Annotated in this window: 17 protein-coding genes; all 17 read right to left on the minus strand. The window is 63.8% G+C overall.

Annotated elements, in window-relative coordinates; all coding sequences use genetic code 11:
- Positions 1-37: 37 nt before the first annotated feature.
- Entirely contained in the window at positions 38-910 is an 873-nt protein-coding gene (locus L8V00_RS09720; protein ID WP_269944911.1) for a pseudouridine synthase, read from the minus strand.
- A gap of 64 nt (positions 911-974) precedes the next feature.
- Positions 975-1,571, minus strand: coding sequence for an SMC-Scp complex subunit ScpB (gene scpB, locus L8V00_RS09725; protein WP_269944912.1), 597 nt, complete (start codon positions 1,569-1,571; stop codon positions 975-977).
- Between the two features lie 33 nt (positions 1,572-1,604).
- The gene (locus tag L8V00_RS09730; protein ID WP_269944919.1) at positions 1,605-2,429 is read right to left on the minus strand and encodes a segregation and condensation protein A; all 825 of its coding nucleotides are present in this window, start codon (positions 2,427-2,429) and stop codon (positions 1,605-1,607) included.
- Positions 2,430-2,436: 7 nt separating this feature from the next.
- Complete coding sequence (locus tag L8V00_RS09735) at positions 2,437-3,330, minus strand: ParA family protein (protein WP_005294544.1); 894 nt, start codon at positions 3,328-3,330, stop codon at positions 2,437-2,439.
- A 75-nt stretch (positions 3,331-3,405) separates the two neighbouring features.
- Positions 3,406-4,305 (minus strand): site-specific tyrosine recombinase XerD, encoded by a 900-nt coding sequence (locus tag L8V00_RS09740; RefSeq protein WP_269944913.1) that lies wholly within the window; start codon positions 4,303-4,305, stop codon positions 3,406-3,408.
- Positions 4,302-4,958 carry an NUDIX domain-containing protein gene (locus tag L8V00_RS09745; protein ID WP_070487416.1) on the minus strand — a complete coding sequence of 219 codons (657 nt, stop codon included), beginning with the start codon at positions 4,956-4,958 and terminating at the stop codon, positions 4,302-4,304. The genes L8V00_RS09740 and L8V00_RS09745 overlap by 4 nt, the downstream gene beginning before the upstream one ends.
- 11 nt (positions 4,959-4,969) lie before the next feature.
- The gene (locus tag L8V00_RS09750) at positions 4,970-6,637 is read right to left on the minus strand and encodes a CTP synthase (RefSeq protein ID WP_239316177.1); all 1,668 of its coding nucleotides are present in this window, start codon (positions 6,635-6,637) and stop codon (positions 4,970-4,972) included.
- Between the two features lie 63 nt (positions 6,638-6,700).
- Positions 6,701-7,633, minus strand: a complete 933-nt coding sequence (locus L8V00_RS09755; protein WP_070487414.1) for a copper transporter — start codon at positions 7,631-7,633, stop codon at positions 6,701-6,703.
- Between the two features lie 33 nt (positions 7,634-7,666).
- Positions 7,667-8,869 carry a putative cytokinetic ring protein SteA gene (gene steA / locus L8V00_RS09760; protein WP_080722688.1) on the minus strand — a complete coding sequence of 401 codons (1,203 nt, stop codon included), beginning with the start codon at positions 8,867-8,869 and terminating at the stop codon, positions 7,667-7,669.
- Positions 8,870-8,914: 45 nt separating this feature from the next.
- Complete coding sequence (locus L8V00_RS09765) at positions 8,915-10,585, minus strand: hypothetical protein (RefSeq protein ID WP_269944914.1); 1,671 nt, start codon at positions 10,583-10,585, stop codon at positions 8,915-8,917.
- 204 nt (positions 10,586-10,789) lie between these two features.
- On the minus strand, positions 10,790-11,518 hold the full coding sequence (locus tag L8V00_RS09770; protein ID WP_269944915.1) for a hypothetical protein: 729 nt from the start codon (positions 11,516-11,518) through the stop codon (positions 10,790-10,792).
- 113 nt (positions 11,519-11,631) lie between these two features.
- A complete protein-coding gene (gene recN / locus L8V00_RS09775) occupies positions 11,632-13,359 on the minus strand; it encodes a DNA repair protein RecN (RefSeq protein WP_269944916.1) in 1,728 nt (575 codons plus the stop codon).
- Between the two features lie 2 nt (positions 13,360-13,361).
- Positions 13,362-14,372: an NAD kinase gene (locus tag L8V00_RS09780; protein WP_035004099.1), complete on the minus strand. Its 1,011-nt coding sequence runs from the start codon at positions 14,370-14,372 to the stop codon at positions 13,362-13,364.
- A complete protein-coding gene (locus L8V00_RS09785) occupies positions 14,369-15,220 on the minus strand; it encodes a TlyA family RNA methyltransferase (protein WP_049050061.1) in 852 nt (283 codons plus the stop codon). Before L8V00_RS09785 ends, L8V00_RS09780 begins: the two co-directional genes overlap by 4 nt.
- Positions 15,220-15,396, minus strand: a complete 177-nt coding sequence (locus tag L8V00_RS09790; RefSeq protein WP_005294519.1) for a hypothetical protein — start codon at positions 15,394-15,396, stop codon at positions 15,220-15,222. The genes L8V00_RS09785 and L8V00_RS09790 overlap by 1 nt, the downstream gene beginning before the upstream one ends.
- Positions 15,397-16,404 carry an HAD-IIA family hydrolase gene (locus L8V00_RS09795; RefSeq protein WP_269944917.1) on the minus strand — a complete coding sequence of 336 codons (1,008 nt, stop codon included), beginning with the start codon at positions 16,402-16,404 and terminating at the stop codon, positions 15,397-15,399.
- Positions 16,405-16,407: 3 nt separating this feature from the next.
- The gene (locus L8V00_RS09800) at positions 16,408-17,316 is read right to left on the minus strand and encodes a tetratricopeptide repeat protein (RefSeq protein ID WP_269944918.1); all 909 of its coding nucleotides are present in this window, start codon (positions 17,314-17,316) and stop codon (positions 16,408-16,410) included.
- Between the last annotated feature and the right edge of the window lie 220 nt (positions 17,317-17,536).

The following is a 17,536-nucleotide window of genomic DNA, read 5'->3' on the forward strand; positions in this document are numbered from 1 at the left end:
TTGTGTGTTTATGTCGGCTGTACTAGCTGCTGGCTGGTTACAGCCCGACCTTCTTGTACATGCTCTGCAATTCCGCCTGGTTCAGCGCGCGGATCGTGCCCGGCTTCTGCTCGCCCAGCTGCACGGTGTGGATCTTGGTGCGTACCAGCGCCTGGACCGGGAAGCCGGCCTCCTTCAGCATGCGGCGCACGATGTGCTTGCGTCCCTCATGCAGCTCCACCTTGATCAGCGACTTGCCCTGCCACACGTCCACGATCTGCACGCTGTCGGCGCGTACAATGCCATCGTCCAGCTCCACGCCGTCCTTCAGCTCGCGGATCAGCTTGCGGCTCGCCTCGCCCAGCACGGTGGCCATGTAGGTCTTCTTCACCTCGTACTTGGGGTGCATCAGGCGGTTGGCCAGCTCGCCGTCGTTGGTGAGCAGCAGCAGGCCTTCGGTCTGGGCATCCAGGCGGCCGACGTGGAACAGCCCCTGGCCTTCCTTCAGGCGCGTACCGACCAGGTCGCCAACGCACGGACGGCCCAGGTCGTCGCTCATCGTGGAGTGCACACCGCGGGGCTTGTTCAGTGCGAAGTACACCATCTCTTCGTTGACCTGCACGCGCTCGCCGTCCACGCGGACGATGTCCACGCTCGGGTCGATGCGGGTGCCCATCTTCACCACGACTTCGCCGTTTACTTCCACGCGACCGGCGGCGATGAGCTTCTCGCTCATGCGGCGGCTTGCCACACCCGCAGAGGCCAGCACCTTCTGCAGGCGCACCTGGGCCTTCTCCGAATCTGGTTTGTTGAGGGCGGCCTCTGCCTCCTGCGCCGTCACGTGCTGGCGCTTGGCGGGCTTGGCCTGGGATAGGTAGATGTCTTTCGGAGCGGTCTCCGGTGTGCCGTCTCGGCGAGCGGGTGTGTCCACGGTGTTTCTAGCCCTTCGAACTAAAATCTTGAATTATCAGCCCGAACTATACCCCTCAACCTGCTTAATTGTCGATATTGTCCAGGCTGTCGATGCTGTCTACTTCCGGCAGCAGCGGCGCCAGATCCGGCAGTTCCTCCAGCGATTCAATACCGATCTGCTCCAGGAAAAGCTCGGTCGTGGAGTACAGGTGCGCGCCACCCTGCTCCCCCGTCTCGGCGATCAGCCCGCGCAGGGAAAGCGTACGCATCACGCCGTCGCAGTTCACGCCGCGCACCGCCGCCACCTGGCTGCGCGTCACTGGCTGCCGATAGGCCACCACAGCCAGGGTCTCCAGGGCCGCGCGGCTCAGGCGCTGTTGCGTGCCGTCCAGCAGCTTCGCCTCCACTACGTCCGAGTTCGCGCGCCGTGTGTACAGCCGGAAGGCCCCCTCATGTTCACGCAGCTCAAAGCCGTTTCCGCGGGCTTCGTACTCCGCCGCGATCTCGTGGAGGGTGCGCGCCACCTCGGCCTCTGACACCGCGTTCTCCTCGTTGGAAAGCACGCGGGCGAGCTCTGTGGGCGTCACTGCCTCGTCGCTTACCAGCAGCAGCGATTCCACGCGGCTGCGCAGCACCGACACCTGCGGCAGCGGCGCGGGGTTGGGGTTTGGATCGCTCATGGTGTGTGCCTTTCTGTTCTTTCTTTGTGACGCCTACTCCCAGTTGCTGGCCGCCACCACCGCCGGGTCGACATCCAGCCCGGTCCAGGCCACCGACATGTCCTGCAGCGGCTCGGGCTGTTCGATGCCGATGGCGCGGGCCTTGTACAGCTCCAACAGTGCCAGGAAGCGCCCGACGACGATCATGTTCAGCTCCGCGTCGGCGATGAGCGCGCCGAAGGTCACCCAGGTGTTCTCGCCGGCGACCTTGAGGGTGTTGAGGATCCGGCCGGCCTGCTCAGGCACAGACACCGCGACCTGGTGGATGTGTCCGGTCTCCACATGGTCAGGCTTGGGTCTGAACACGGCCGCAGCCAGCTCGGCGAACTCGTCGGCAGTCTTGCCGATCTTCACCTCCGGCAGCAGGTTTGCGTGGTGCTCTTCCAAGGACAGGGTTGCCGGGTACGCGCGGGCGGCGTCGCGCTGCCAGCCGGCGAACAGGTCGGCCACCTGCTTGTAGGCGCGGTACTGCAACAGGCGGGCGAACAGCAGGTCGCGGGTTTCCAGTAGCGCGAGGTCCTCCTCGCTATCCACTTCGCCGCGCGGCACCAGGCGGGCTGCTTTGAGGTCCAGCAGCGTGGAGGCCACCACCAGGAACTCCGTGACCTCGTCCAGGTCCTCGGCGCTGGAGCTTAAGTTCTTGGTGTAGGCGATGAACTCGTCGGTGACCTGTGCCAGGGCGACCTCGGTGATGTCCAGCTTGTGGGAATGAATCAGCTGCAGCAGCAGGTCGAACGGGCCGTCGAAGTTGGCCAGCGCCACCCGGAAGCCAGTGATCTCCGGCTGCTCGGCCTGCTCCGGCTGCGCTGGCTCCTGCACGGACTGGCTAGATTTGCTGAGCGACGCGCTCAATGACTTCCTTCGCCAGGTTCGAATACTGCACCGCGCCGGATGAGCTCGGCGCCCAGGTGTTGATCGGCTCGCCGGCTACCGAGGTCTCTGGGAAGCGCACGGTGCGCGTGATGACGGAGTCGAAGACCTTGTCCCCGAACGCCTCCACCAGCCGCTCCATCACCTCGCGGGCGTGCAGGGTGCGGCGGTCGAACATCGTCACCAGGATGCCCAGCACTTCGAGCTTGAAGTTCAGGCGGTCGCGAACCTTGTCCACCGTGTCCATCAGCAGTGCCAGGCCGCGCAGGGAGAAGTACTCGGACTCCACCGGAATGATCACCGAATCCGCACAGCTCAGCGCGTTGACCGTCAGCAGGCCCAAGGACGGCTGGCAGTCGACGATGATGAAGTCGTAGTCGCGCATCACAGGCCGCAGCGCACGGGCAAGGGCTTGCTCGCGGCCGACCTCGTTGACCAACTGGATCTCCGCAGCCGACAGGTCGATATTCGCCGGAACGACGTCCAGACCGTCGACGGGACTGGAGTGAATGGCGTCAAGAATAGAGGCAGAAGAATCAACCAACAGGTTGTAGACCGTAACGTCCAACTCGTCGTGGCTAATGCCCAGACCGGCGGACAGAGCACCCTGCGGGTCCAAGTCCACCAGGAGCACCTTGCGGCCGAACGCGGCCAGCGAGGCACCGATGTTGATAGTCGAGGTGGTCTTACCCACCCCGCCCTTCTGGTTGCACATCGCGATGATGGAGGCCGGGCCGTGGCGATCCAACGGCTCGGGGTCCGGCAGCTCCTTGATCGGTCGTCCGGTCAGGCCGATGCGCTGATCGGGCTTATCAAACAACGCATCCGCGTGTGACTGTGAACGTGACATCGGCGATCCCGTCAAGCCCTTTCCCTTGATTGTGATAAATAGCCTTTAATTACACCCTAGAGATTATCAGGCGCACTAGGTACGGGGGTGAGATGAGGCCCAAATTTCCCTCAAGTGCTCAGGGCTGACCTTGGTGTAAATCTGCGTGGTAGCCACGCTAGCGTGCCCGAGAAGTTCCTGCACCACGCGAATATCCGCGCCGCCTTCCAACAGGTGCGTGGCGAAACTGTGGCGCAGGCTGTGCGGCGAGACATGCTTCAGCCCCGCCGCCTCCGCCGCCTGCGAGACGATCTTGAAACCCGATTGGCGGCCCAGGCGCGCCCCGCGGTTGTTGAGGAACAGCGCGGGGCTGCCCTTCTTGTTCAGGCTCGGCCGCGCCCGCACCAGGTAGCGCTCCACCGCCTGCAGCGCGGGGCGCCCGAGTGGCACAATACGTTCCTTGCCACCCTTGCCGCGCACTAGCAGCACGCGCTGTTCCCGGTCGAGGTCGTCGACGTCGAGGTCTAGTAGCTCGGTGATGCGCGCGCCGGTCGAGTAGAGCATCTCGAGCAGCGCACGGTCGCGGATGTTTATTAGTGACGCCCCGTCGCCTGCCGGCACCGCGTTCAGCATAGCCTCGACCTGTGCCAGGCTTAGGGCCTTCGGGATGGAACCGCCCAGCGAGGGCGTGGGTACATCCGCCGCAACGTCGAAAGGCAGGCGGCCGTCGGCGTGGGCGAAGGAGTGCAAGCCGCGGATGGCCGCCAGCCCGCGGGCGGCGGAGGACGCCGCGAGGTTCAAATCCTTGCGGAGGTAGACCAGGTGATCCTCGATGTCTGTGGCGGTGACTTCCTGCAGCGCCTTGGAGCCTAGCCACTCCAGGTAGCGGTCGAGGTCGCGCTGGTAGTTCGACAGGGTGTGGACGGAGACATCGCGCTCGGTCTTTAGGTGCCGGATATAGGCGGTGACGAGCTTGCGGTTGGCTTCTGCACTCAACGGATGAACTTCATGTCCGTGCCGGGCTTGGCTTCCGCGCTGGCGGAGCGGCGATCGGCGAGGCCGGAGTGATAGTTGAAAGGCTCTGAAACGTCCCGGCGGGTACCGGCGGCCAGGTGCAGCAGGGCGATAGTGGCGATGGAGTTTTCCACCTTGCCCGTCTGCACCCACTCAATGGCTTCGGGGATAGGCACCCAGCGGGTTTCAATTTCCGCCTCCTCGAACTCGGCCTCCGGCAGGTCGAAGCCGCTGAGGTCATCGTCCAAGTCTTCGGCCAGGTAGATGCGGCACATTTCTTCGCTGAAGCCCGGGGAGGTCACGACATCCCCCAGCAGGTGCCAGTTGTGGGCGCGCAGACCAGCTTCCTCGGCCAGCTCACGGCGGGCGGCTTCCAAGGGATCCTCCCCCACCAGATCCAGTAGGCCGGCGGGGATCTCCCACAGGTGGCGGCCCACGCCGTGGCGATACTGGCGGATCATCATCACGTGGTTATCGCGCACGGCGGCGACCGCGACTGCGGAGAAGTGCTCCACGATCTCGCGCTTCGCCTCACCGGTGGCGGTGGTGATCGTATCGCGCCGCACGCCGATGATCGGCGCATCCAGCAGCAATTCGCTATCTACAACGCGGTACGGGGTGCTGTCGTTGCTCATGACTCCCAAGTTTAGGAGCGCTCAGCCTGGTGCTGCAGCGCAGCATCCACCAGCCCCTGGAACAGCGGGTGGGAGCGGGTCGGGCGGGACTTGTACTCCGGGTGAGCCTGGGTGGCCACGAAGTACGGGTGCACGTCCTTCGGGTACTCCACGAACTCCACCAGGGTGCCGTCCGGGGAGGTACCGGAGAACTGCAGGCCAGAGCCCTCGGTGATCTGCTCGCGGTATGCGTTGTTCACCTCGTAGCGGTGGCGGTGGCGCTCCGAGACGTCGGTGGCGCCATACATCTCAGCGACCAGAGAGCCTTCGGCCAGACGCGCCGGGTAGGCACCCAGACGCATGGTTCCGCCCAGATCCGCCTCGCCCGACACAGCTGCCTTCTGCTCCTCCATGGTGGAGATCACAGGGGTGGAGGCGTTGGCGTCAAACTCGGTAGAAGAAGCATCGGTGAGACCCGCGGTGCGCGCGGCCTCGATCACGATGCACTGCAGGCCCAGGCAGATGCCCAGCAGCGGCAGCTTGTTCTTGCGAGCGTAGGTGATGGCGCCGATCTTGCCCTCGATGCCGCGGTTGCCGAAGCCACCCGGGATGACCACACCGTCGACGTCCTTCAGAGCCTCGGCCGCACCCTTTTCGGTCTCGCACTCGTCAGAGGCGATCCACTTCACGTTGGCGCGGACGTTCGCGCCGAAACCGCCGGCGCGGATGGCTTCCGCGACGGAGAGGTACGCATCCGGCAGGTCGATGTACTTGCCGACGATGCCGATGGTCACCTCGCCCTGCGGGTTGTGGACACTCTCCAGCAGGTTGCCCCAGGTCGTCCAGTCCACGTCGCGGAACGGCAGGTTCAGGCGGCGGATGATGTAGTTATCCAGGTGCTGAGAGTGCAGCACCTTCGGGATGTCGTAGATGGAGGGGGCGTCCGGGCAAGAAACCACGCCGTCCTCGTCCACGTCGCACATCAGGGCGATCTTGGACTTCATGGCCTGCGGAACCTCGCGGTCGGCGCGCAGGACGATCGCGTCCGGGACGATACCGATGCTGCGCAACTCCGCGACGGAGTGCTGGGTCGGCTTCGTCTTCAATTCGCCCGACGGTGCCAGGTAAGGCACCAGGGAAACGTGAATGAAGGCAATGTTCTCGCGACCTGCCTCGTGGCGGACCTGGCGGATGGCCTCCAGGAAGGGCTGGGACTCGATGTCACCGACGGTGCCGCCGATCTCGCTGATGACGACGTCCGGAGCCTGGCCGTTCTTATCCGGCTGCCCCATGGCCAGCACTGCGGCCTTGATCTCGTCGGTGATGTGCGGAATCACCTGGACGGTCTTGCCCAGGAACTCGCCGCGGCGCTCCTTGGCGATGACGTTGGAGTACACCTTGCCGGTGGTCACGTTGCCAGCGGCGGAGAGGTTGCGATCCAGGAAACGCTCGTAGTGGCCGAGGTCCAGGTCGGTCTCCGCGCCATCCTCGGTGACGAACACTTCGCCGTGCTCGAAGGGGTTCATGGTGCCCGGATCAACGTTGAGGTACGGATCCAGCTTCTGCATCGTTACGCGCAGGCCACGGGAGGACAGCAGCTGCCCTAGGCTTGCTGCTGTGAGCCCCTTGCCCAGCGAGGACGCCACACCGCCGGTGACGAAGATGAATTTAGTGCTGTTCTTTGCACGATTAGTGGCCAAGGTAACTCCCGAATCAACGACGCTTAAACTTCGCTATCTACGGGGTTTCAGCCTAACACAAGCCTATTCCGGCGTAGCATCCGAGGCGTTCGCGGCAGCGCCGTAGTGCCCCGCCTTGCCGTCCTTCTGCTGGCCCAGCGCGCGGATCGCGGCGATGCGGCCTGCGACGGTGTCCACGTTATCCACCGTGGATACGGCCTCCTTGGCTGCCCGGTCGGCACGAACCTGGCCAACAGCGCCGTCGTCTTCCGCGCTGCCCGCCTGGGCGGCCAGAACGGCGCCCTTCATGCGAGAATCCAGGCCTGCGGCGAAGTCGGCGACGAACTTCGTGCCGTAGTTGCCGCGGTCCTTGTCGTCGGCGGTATCCCCACCCACGACCAGAGCCAGGTCGGCAGTCTTCGGCGCCTCGCCCTGGTAAGCGATGAAGTCCTCGTTCGCCAGTGCGCCCAGGGCCACGCCCCGGTCCGATTCGCTGGCTTCCTTGTCGCCTGCGCCGAGGGCTGCACCCAGGAGCTGGCCGGTGTGCATACCCGGGTCCAGCTTGTCCTCCGAGAGCTTCGCGCCGGCCGGCAGGGAGTTCGCCGCGATGGATTTCAGGGTGTCTCCGTTGTTGGCGTCCAGCGCCTTCTCCGTCACCTCGACCACACCGTGGACTTCCCCACCGGCCATTTTGACCAGGCGCTGGAGGCTATCGACGTTGGCCTGGTCGGCGTCCGGAAGCACAAAAAGGTCTACCGACGAACCACGCAACAGGTTGCGCACCGCCGGGCCCGCGACCGACCCCAAGACCTTGTCGCTGGCGGTGGACTGCCCCTCGGCCTTCTCGCGCGCGGTTTGCTCACTCTTTAGCTCCTGCTCGGCGGAAGAATCCTTTGCCACAGGCCCGCCCGGCACGTTCGGGGCGAGGGCGAAAAAGCCCAGTGCAGTGCCGACGGCCACGCCGAAGCCCAGGCCGGCGATCACTCTGCCGGCGGAGCCCTTCGAGTTCTTGCTCATGCTTATGCCTCTTGTCTCCCTGCTATTCCTGCGTTAATTCTTGAACAGATCCTGCACGCTCAGCGCGAAGTTGTTCCAGGTGTCCACGAGGTTGTCCACGAAGGATCCATCGCCGGAGAAGCCGATGATCACAACGATGACGGCCAGGGCGACCAGGATGCCCAGCAGCGCCCAGATCCAGCCGCCGCCGGAGCGGGAGACGCGGTAGAGCTCCGCCACGGCGGTGGAGTCGACCAGGCGGGGGCCGACGCGCAGGCGGGACATCAGGGCCGACGGGGTTTCCGGCGACTGGGCACGCTGGAACACGCGGTCCAGGTCCTCCACCTCGCCGAGGCTCACCACCATGGATGCTCCGTGGTAGTTGGCCAGCAGCAGCGCCAGGTCCGTCGGATCCTGGGTGGCGGCGGGGAAGGTCATAGCGCCCACGCCGAGGTCCTGGATGCGCTCCAGGCCGACAGCGTGGCCGTCCGGGTCTGCGGGAAGCACGACGGTGGCGCCGCAGCGCAGCGCCTCGTTGGAGATCTTCTCCGGGTCGCCGATGATCACGTTCGGGCGATAGCCCTCCTGCATCAGGCTGTCAGCTGCGTTCTCCACGGCGACGATGATCGGCGAGTACTCGCGCATGAAGTAGCGCAGGTCCTTCAGCTTCTGCTCGATGTGCGTATCGGGGCTGGCCACCAGCACCTTGCGGTCGTCCATGTCCACGTCGACATCCGGGATGCCGAGGCCGTCGACCAGCAGCGGGGCCTCGGAGCGGACGAACTCGGACATGTTGCCGGACAGGGCTTCCATGTGGTCGCCGAGTGCCTCGCGGGCGTCCTCGAAGCGGGTGGCGGCAGTATCCATGTCCAGGATCTCGCCGCCGCCGATGGAGCGGTCGCCGTAGTAGACCTTGCCCTCGTCAACGCGGCCCTTCTTGCCGTTCTTGACCTTGGAGAGCAGCTCCTCGCCAGCGTTTTCGATCAGCAGGATGTCTGCGTCGAGCATCATCTGCGGGCCGAAGTTCGGCACCTGTCCAGTGGTGAACTGTTGCGCGTTCACCACGGCGGCTACGCGCGCGTCGATGAGCTTCTGGCAGTTAGCACGGCTGATGTCGGGTTCGTCGACAATGGCAATGTCGCCCTCGGAGATCTTGGCCTTCGTAAATCCCTTGGGTCCGGTGAGGTCACGGGTGGCGCCGTTAATTCCGGGCTGGTCGCTGCGGGAGAAAATCATGCCCACCATTGTGGTGTTCATGTGGCCAGTGTTGCGTTAGGCGCGCCGGTGAAAGGCCGTTTTACTCTAGCGAATCACCTTCTTCACCGTCTGTTGCTCCGTGGCCCGGTTCTTGTCCCGCTCCTTCCGGTCGCGTGCCTTCTTCCCGGAGATCAGCGGATCTTCTCCGCTAAGGAAAATGCGCCGGAAGTACGAGCGATCCTGCTTGCCGAATGTCACCGCCGACCCGCGCAGACCACTCTTCGCCTCCTTGCCTGCCCGGCCAATGCTTGTTCCTCTACCCATTACTGTGGACGCCACGTTCCCGCCGCCCTTCATCCCAGCTCCGCTCTTAGCGCCAGCAGTGCCGTGGACTGCGGAGGTTGCACCCTTGCCGGAAGTTGGAGTGTTCGCGTGCGCGTTCTCGCCGTGAGGGGCACTGAGAGGGGTGGAGTGCTTTACTTTCAGGCTGCCCGGGAGGTTCGGGCGAGGTGCCGTGGTGGAGACGTTGCGCAAGTCCGCCTTCGGCGTGCCGGTGACGGAATGTGCGCCGGTTCCGGTGCCGGCGCCTCCGCTGATACTGCGAAACTGTGGGCCGCTCCCCCTACCTCCCAGTTCACTGACCGTTCCGGGGCGCCCGGCTGCAGCTCCACCAGCGCCGAAGCGATTCTGTGCGTTGATGAGGTTCTCCGTACCGGGCACGGAAGTCCCGCCCTGGCCGGGAACGGTTGGAGCGGCAGCGCCTGCGGCTGCTTGGTGCGGCGCGATCGTCGGCGCCTGTGCCGGTGACGTGATGCCTCCGGGTGCAAATCCGGGCGCTTGGGGTGCTGCCGTGGCCGCCGCGGGTTGGACGGGTGCGGGTGTGTTGGCCGGGGTGTGCAAACCGCCTGGCGCGGGAGCTGCGTGAGTGGCTGCGGGTGCTGCGGTGGGTTTCGGGGCATTTGTGGCGGCGGTGGCGGCTTGCTCGCCGTGAGCTGTGGCGCTTGCTGGTGCAACAGCATTCGTGTGGCCGTTGATGTGCGTGACCGTCGGTTGTGCGGAGGCGGTGGAGACGGTGGTGGCGTCCAGAGTTCCTCCGCCAGAATGCCCAACGATCGGAACCCCAAGGTTGGAGACCGGCGGGCGCACCATCTCAAGGGATGGTTGCAGTTGCGAGGATACGAAGTTGGCGACGGCGGCTTGTTCGGCGAGTAGGCGCTCCGCAGGGTCGGCGATCAGCGAGGTTGTGGCTTGGATGGTTTCGAGAGCTTGCAGGTTCGTGCTGCGAACCAGTGGGAACTGGCGGACGGAGCCAGCCATCGCGGTGGTGTTGGAGGCGACGACAAGGCCGGTTTTGTGGACATCGTCGATCGCTTCGCGCGCCGTGTCGAAGGAGTAGCCCTCGGAGGAGCTCGCCAGGCCGGTGGATGCACTCTTGAGGTTATCCATGGAGTCTTTGAGCGCCTTGGCCGCGTTCTCCCAAGAATCCGCGACCGCGAGAGGCGCGGAATCGTCCCCCTGAAATGCCGTGATGAGGGAAGCCAGCGGCATGGTGGCCTCCGCGACAGTCACGGGCGTGTTGTACATCAGGTTGTCGATAGACCGGGAATCGCGGGTTGGGATGAAAAATTTCCGCATCCTGTCGTCCGCGACCGAAACCTGGGAATTCACCTGATCAAAAGACTGCTTGCTGAAATACTCCTGCAGGTCGAAGCCTTCCAGTTGGTTGGAGAATACTTCTTGAAGCCATTCGATATTTGATTTTAAAATATCGAGCACATTCTCGGCGGACCCTGATTGCCCCACCCAAAACGAATGATGCTGCGAGAAAGCACCAGTAACTGACGGTGCACCGGTGTAACTCCCCAAACTTCGGCCAGCAGACTTCAATCCTTTTAATGCAATCAACGAAGACCGCAAGCTTTGCTGAACACCCCTAAGTCCAGAAACATCGAACCTTAACATTCCCCACCCCTAAAAAAATTAAAAACTAGCTATGTTGTCGTAGATCTGAAAGAAATACTCTGAGTACAAACACGTTTCTTGAGTACTGCTACCTGACGCCCCAGACAGTGTCTCGATAGCCAACCGACTATTATTCACATTTTTGGAAATAGCACACTCACTAGAATTGCCTTCTCCAATGCCAATGGGAACTACATCGTCACGTTGCGGGTCATAGTACACCCCTTTCCGATAATCGTTACTTTGTCCATAACTATCAAGCGAAACCTGGAATAACGCTTCAGAAAAATACCCTTTAACCGGATCTACCTCAAAAAAGTTACATGTGTAATTAAGCGGTGAATCAATAGAATTTTCTTGATCGAAGCCTATCTCCTTCAGGCGTGCTGAAACTCGCGAATCACAAATATCTGGAAGCCCATGAAAACTTTGTTTATTCCCCTTCCCCTCTAGCTTCGGAAGTTCGATGGGATCCCCCACGAACTTCTGCGATGCCCACACGTAGTGTTCCCACGGATCCGTCGGCTCGGTCTCGAACCACATCCCCTTGTGCCCCTCAGGTTTTAGCACACGGCCGTCGCCTTCAGCCCCTCCTGAACCCGAGTTATCCACAGGCCCATCGCCTGTCAATGTCCCCTCAGTTTCAGCAAAAGCGCCGGTCAGAACAGGTTCTCCACCCTCACTACCGCACGCAGTCAACGCGAATCCAAAAAAAATTAGAAACACACTTGCCGCTACACGCTTCACCGCTTTAGCCCCCTCACACTGCACGCAGATCGCTGCGGGTGCGCGCTCCCCCTCTTAACACAGCACCACTGTAGCGCCGATCACACCCCGGCGCCCGCTGGCCGAAAAATTTTCTACAGCTCCGCTTTCGCTTCCGTAGCCATCGCCATCAGCTCTTCGGCGTGAGCCCGTCCCGTCTCGGACTCCAAACCCGCCAGCATGCGCGACAGCTCCTCCACCCGTTCATCCTCGCTGAGCGTGCGCACCGAGGAGGTTACCGAGTCCGCGGAGGTCGCCTTAGCCACGTACACGTGGGCGTCACCAAACGCAGCAACCTGGGGCAAGTGAGTAACGACGATGACCTGATTATCGACCGCCAACTTCGCCAGACGGCGCCCGATCTCCACGGCAGCTTTACCGCCTACACCCGCATCAACCTCGTCGAAGACCATCGTCCGTCCGCCCTTGGTCCCCGCGGCCAGCACCACCTCGAGCGCCAGCATCACGCGCGAAAGCTCACCGCCAGAAGCCGAGCCCGCCAGCGGATTCACGTTGCCGCCCTGCACCAGCTGGAACTCCACCTCGTCGATGCCGTGCGGGCCCAGCTCACCGGCCTTCTCGCCCGCCTTCTCACCGGGCTGCCGCACGTCGACGCGGATCTCAGCCGACATGTGCAGGCCCCGGATCTCTTCAGTAACGGCCTTCGAAAATTTTTTGGACGCCCTCACGCGCGCCGAAGATAACTCCTCAGCCACCGCGCGCGCCGCATCCCGCGCAGCTGCGACATCGTCCTGCAGCTTCTGCAACGCCTCATCGGAAACGTCCATCGATTCCAGACGCTCGCGCGCCTGGTCGCGCCACGCCAGCGCCCCATCCACATCCACGGCATACTTCCGCAGCTCCCGCAACTGGGTCTGGCGCTGCAGCAGACCATCCAGCTCGTCGGGGTCGGGAACGTCCAGCAGCGCCTGCCCGATCTCGGAGGAAATGTCGGCCAGCAGCACGCTCACCTCGCCCAGCCGGTCCGCCAAGTCGGAAAGGTTGCCGCCCTCCGCCTCGGTATCGGTCAGGTTGGTCAGCTCGTTAGTCGCCTGGCCGACCAGGGCACTAGCGCCCTCAGAATCCCCGAAGTCGTCCCCGGACAGGCCATCCATGCCGTCCAGGGCCGCCTGTGCACGCTGCAAACCAGCGCGGATGTCATCGGCGGCCTGCAGGCGCTTGATCTGCGTCTTAACCTCTACGTCCTCGCCCGGCTGCGGATCGATCTCGTCGATCGCCTCCACCGCGCGTTGCAGGGTTTCACTCTCCAGGGCCAGGTCGCGGCGCGCCTCCATGCGGCGGCGCAGATCCTTATCCAAACGCAGCCACTCAGCGCGGCGAGCTTGGTAGGTAGCCACCTTCTCCCCCAGCCCCGCGTAATCATCCAAAGCGCCGAGCTGACGCACCGGATCCAGAAGCCGCAACTGGTCGTTCTGACCGTGGATCGTGATGACGTGCCCAGCGAACTCCCCCAGCACGCCAGCAGCCACCGTCTTACCTGCCAGATGCGCACGCGAACGGCCCGTGGCGTTCACCGTGCGGGAAGCAATGACCTCCCCGTCGTCGACATACCCGCCAACCTGCTCAACCAGCTCATCCACTGCTGCGGAATCCGCAGAAAAAATCCCCTCCACGCTGGCCCTGTCTGCGCCATTGCGCACGCGGGAGGCATCCGCGCGGTGCCCGGAAAGCAAACGCAGGGAGCTGACGACCATCGTCTTACCCGCACCGGTCTCGCCGGTGACAACGCTCAAGCCCGTGGAAAACTCCGCCGTCGCCTCCTCGATCACACCGAGGTTGCGAATGTGTAGTTCGTGCAGCATTACTAGTGGCGCGGACCCCTCCAGCCCGTCACGGGCAGGCGGAACTTGTGTACCAGGCGGTCGGTAAACGGCGCGGAATCCAGGCGCACCCAGCGCACCGGCTGCGGGCCGCGGCGGATCTCCACGCGCGCTCCCGGGGGCATGTGAATCTGGCGGAAACCGTCCATCACCACCGTCGCGGGCGAGGTCGACGGGTTCGTCTCCACCGCCACCATCGAATTCGGGGAGACCACCAGCGGGCGGCTGAACAACGTGTGCGCGTTGCTGGTTACCACCAGAATCGCATCCAACTCCGGCCACAGAACCGGGCCACCTGCGCTGAAGGCATAGGCGGTGGAGCCTGTGGGCGTCGATACCAAAACACCGTCACAACCGAACGAAGAAACAGGGCGCTCGTCGACCTCCAGGATCGTATCCAGCACACCCTGGCGGTTCAGGTTTTCCACAGAGCATTCGTTCAGCGCCCAGCCTGTGCCCAGCACACGGCCGTCCATGTCGCGAGCGGTGATCGACAGGGTCATGCGGTCTTCGATGCGGTAATCGCGGTTAATCACGCGATCCACAGCCTCCTGCAGGGACTCCTGCTCCCACTCCGCGAGGAAACCGATGTGTCCCATGTTGATGCCCAGCACCGGCACGTCCGCGGAGTGCGCAATGTCGGCTGCGCGCAGGAAGGTGCCGTCGCCGCCCAGGACAATCACCATCTCCACGCCAGTCGCGGCTTCCTTGGTGTGGCCGAAGCGCTTGAAGCGCCCCAGAATCTCGTGGCGAGCAACCGGAGCGGGGTCGGCGGTGGCCATCACTCGAACGTTAATGCCGCCCTTCTGCAGGCGCGACGCTGCCTCCGCCGCCAGGCCCAGGTTCTCGTGCACACCGGTGTGCGCAACCAGTAGAACCTCACGCTCGGTCTTCGCGCCCGAAGTAGCCGAAGCGGCCCCCGAAGCGGCCTTGGTGCCCTTGTCACCAGATTCCGCGCCCTGATCCGCGGCGTGGTCCGTCCCCGGTGTGGTCACTGCGGGCCCTCCTTAATGGCGGTTGCAATCATCTCGTCCAGGCCGGTGTGGTCAGCCTCTTCAACCATGCTAGGTGAAACCGCGGCACTGTCCTTGACCAACCAGAGAAAATACTCAACATTGCCGCTCGGCCCCGGCAGCGGGGAGGCGACAACGGCCTTCGTATTCAAACCATACTTCATCGCCTCGACGGCCACTTCGCGGGTCACTTCCGCACGCAATTCGGGGCTGCGGACCACCCCGCCGTGGCCCAGACGATCCTTGCCGACCTCGAACTGCGGCTTCACCATCGGCAGCAGATCGCCGCCTTCCTTCACGCACGCGGCCAGTGCAGGCAGCACCAGGCGAATAGAAATGAAGCTTAAGTCCCCGACCATCAGATCCACCTGGCCACCGAGGTCTTCGGGGGTGAGGGTGCGCACGTTCGTGCGATCCATGACGTCCACCCGGTCGTCGTTCTGCAGCCGCCAGATCAGCTGGCCATAGCCCACGTCCACGGCCTTAACCTTCGCCGCACCGCGATCCAGGCACACATCTGTAAAGCCGCCGGTGGAGGCGCCGGCATCCAGGACGGTCCTGCCTTCCACGCTAAGGCCCTGCGGCTCGAAAGCCTCGAGCGCCCCCAGCAGCTTGTGCGCGCCGCGGCTGGCCCAGCGGTCGTCTTCGGACTCTGCGACCTTAATGGATACGTTCCCGTCCACGCCACTGGCCGGCTTCTTGGCCAGCATGCCGTTGACGGTCACGCGCCCGGCCTTGATCATCTCTTGAGCATGCTCGCGGCTGCGAGCGATCTTCCGCGCCACCAGCTCCGCATCCAGCCGCTGCAGCTTCGGCCCTCTCTTGGCCATCAGCGCTCGCCCCCGAGTGCCTCGTTTACCACCCGGTGAGCTTCTTCCAACACCGCTGCTTCTTCGGCGCCGTGGACGTCGCGCGCGAGTAGCTCGTCGACGGCCTGTGCCAGCTCTTCTTGTTGACGCCTACTGTCCCCCGACAGCATCGAAGGTTTCGGTTGCCCTTCGCCCACTTACTTCCAACCTCCCAGGGCCTCCACGGCCTGTGCGTCTGCGCCTACAAAGTCGATGTCCGCGGCGCCAGTGACCTGCGGGATCTCCGGGTCATCGATCAGCTTCCACGCCAGCGGCGCAGCCACGGCCAGTGCTTCGGCGGCCATGACTTCCACGTCGCCCAGCTCGCCGGCGGTCACGCGGATGCGAGTTGTTCCCTCGTCCACGCTTGCGGACCAGCCGGGCAGGTGATCGCGTAGGTTACCTGCAATGAACGTGGGGCGGTGGGACGAAGGGGCGTCAATAATATCGGTGTGGGTAGACACCCCAGTGACGGTGCAGAGCGTGTCCATCCCCGCGGCGTTGCCACCGGCGATGTCGGTATCCAGGCGATCGCCGACGGCCAGGGGTTTGGTGGAACCGATGCGGCGGGCGGCGACCTCGAACATGGCGGGGCCGGGCTTGCCAGCGGATTCGGGGGTAACTCCCGTGGCGGAGGTCACGGCCGCGACCATCGAGCCGTTGCCGACAAGGAACCCGCGCTCGGAGGGCAAGGTCGTGTCCAGGTTGGAGGCGAAGTAGCGGGCTCCGCGCTGGATGGCCAGGGCGCCCTCGGAGAGGCGTGCCCAGTTGTTGTCCGGACTGTGGCCGTGGAAGACCACGTGCGGTTGGTCGTCGGCGGTCTCCGTGATCTGAAAGCCAGCGTCGGCCACCAGCTGCTTGAAGGAGTCGTGGCCGATTACGTAGGCAATCGGCTGCTCGATACCGGCTTCGGCGATGTAGCGCATGCCAAGGTCGCAGGCGGCCATGGCGGAGGTAACTACCTCTTCCGCCTTCGCTGGGAAGCCCATGGAGTTCAGGTGCTCGGCAACCTGCTGCGGGGCGCGCGAGGCGTTGTTGGTTACGTACATGACTTTGCGGCCTGCCAGGCCTTCTGCCGCGCCCGGAATTGGGGTGTGGCCAGAAAACACGGTGCCGTCGAGGTCCGCCAGCAGAGCGTCGTAGTTATCCAGCAGCGGGTGGGCCATGGGCTACTTATCCTTGTTCTGATCTGCACCGTTGGGGTCCGCGCCTAGCTCGGCCAGGCGGTCCGGGACGTCCAGGACTTCTTCGGTATCCATTTCGCCTGCACGGGTGAACCAGTCGATGGCCTCGTCGTTGCGCTTAGCGGTGGCCAGAGCGTCGGCGTAGGCGTAGTACAGGCGCATGCGGGTTACGTCTGGGGCTTCAGCGTTGTCCAGCTGAGCTTCCAGGGCCAGCAAGGCTTCGTCGGACTGGCCGAGATCCTGGTGGGCGCCGGCGACGACAATGGCCAGCTCGGCCTTGGATTCTGCGTCTAGCTTGTCGGCCTGCGGGTCGTTGGCTACTTCCAGAGCCTTCTCCGGCTTGCCGAGGCCGCGTTCCGCGTCGGCGAGAACAGGCAGCAACCCGGGGCCACCGGCCATGCGGCGGGCAGCGCGCAGCTCGGAGATAGCTTCCTTCCACTCGCCTGCGTGGTAGGCAACGATGCCGCAGGTTTCACGGGCGACGGAGACTCGACCGGCGCGATCCTTGGCGGCGCGGGCGTGGGCGAGTGCCTTCTCCGGTTCGTCGTCCAGTAGCGTGGCAGCCATGATCAGGTGCTTTGCCACCATGTCTGCGTTGTCCTTGGAGAGGCTGCGGAGTTCCTGGCGTACGGAAGGGTCGAGCTCCTTCGGGTCGAGGTCCTTGGGAACTTCCGGCTCGTTGAGACGCTTGTTGAGGCGTTCTTCGCGGTAGCCGGCTCGCTGGGGACCGCTGTGTGGGCCGCGCTGGGTCTCCCAGTTGGAGCCGCGCCTTTTGTTGGAGTTGCGGTTGGGGCGGCCGCCGCGGTTGGGCTTGAAGCCGCCCTTGTTGCGGAATTTGCCCTCCCCCTGGGGCCGGCCACCGCGTCCGCGATTGTTGCTTGAGTTTTCAGCCATTCTTGGGGGTTTACCTTCCGTCGTCTTCGTCTTTTCGGGTTGTAGAGCCCGTCCCGTGAACCTTATCAATCTTAGTTTCGCTTGCTGCGGAGGCGCAATGTTGTTGTCTTTTGCTATTGACGCCTGCTTTTCCGCCGCAGTGCGTTAAGGCATAAAAAAATGAGGTGTGGGTTGCTGCAACCTTTGAAAGGTTACAACGACCCACACCCCACTTCATCTA

This window comes from Corynebacterium evansiae (assembly GCF_027570065.1).
Taxonomy (GTDB): domain Bacteria; phylum Actinomycetota; class Actinomycetes; order Mycobacteriales; family Mycobacteriaceae; genus Corynebacterium; species Corynebacterium evansiae.

What these genes read in the sequence shown, in the direction of transcription:
- scpB (WP_269944912.1), bottom strand. Translation starts at nt 1,571, where the DNA reads ATGAGCGATCCAAACCCCAACCCCGCGCCGCTGCCGCAGGTGTCGGTG.
- L8V00_RS09735 (WP_005294544.1), bottom strand. Translation starts at nt 3,330, where the DNA reads ATGTCACGTTCACAGTCACACGCGGATGCGTTGTTTGATAAGCCCGAT.
- L8V00_RS09745 (WP_070487416.1), bottom strand. Translation starts at nt 4,958, where the DNA reads ATGAGCAACGACAGCACCCCGTACCGCGTTGTAGATAGCGAATTGCTG.
- L8V00_RS09755 (WP_070487414.1), bottom strand. Translation starts at nt 7,633, where the DNA reads ATGAGCAAGAACTCGAAGGGCTCCGCCGGCAGAGTGATCGCCGGCCTG.
- steA (WP_080722688.1), bottom strand. Translation starts at nt 8,869, where the DNA reads ATGAACACCACAATGGTGGGCATGATTTTCTCCCGCAGCGACCAGCCC.
- recN (WP_269944916.1), bottom strand. Translation starts at nt 13,359, where the DNA reads ATGCTGCACGAACTACACATTCGCAACCTCGGTGTGATCGAGGAGGCG.
- L8V00_RS09785 (WP_049050061.1), bottom strand. Translation starts at nt 15,220, where the DNA reads ATGGCCAAGAGAGGGCCGAAGCTGCAGCGGCTGGATGCGGAGCTGGTG.
- L8V00_RS09795 (WP_269944917.1), bottom strand. Translation starts at nt 16,404, where the DNA reads ATGGCCCACCCGCTGCTGGATAACTACGACGCTCTGCTGGCGGACCTC.
- L8V00_RS09800 (WP_269944918.1), bottom strand. Translation starts at nt 17,316, where the DNA reads ATGGCTGAAAACTCAAGCAACAATCGCGGACGCGGTGGCCGGCCCCAG.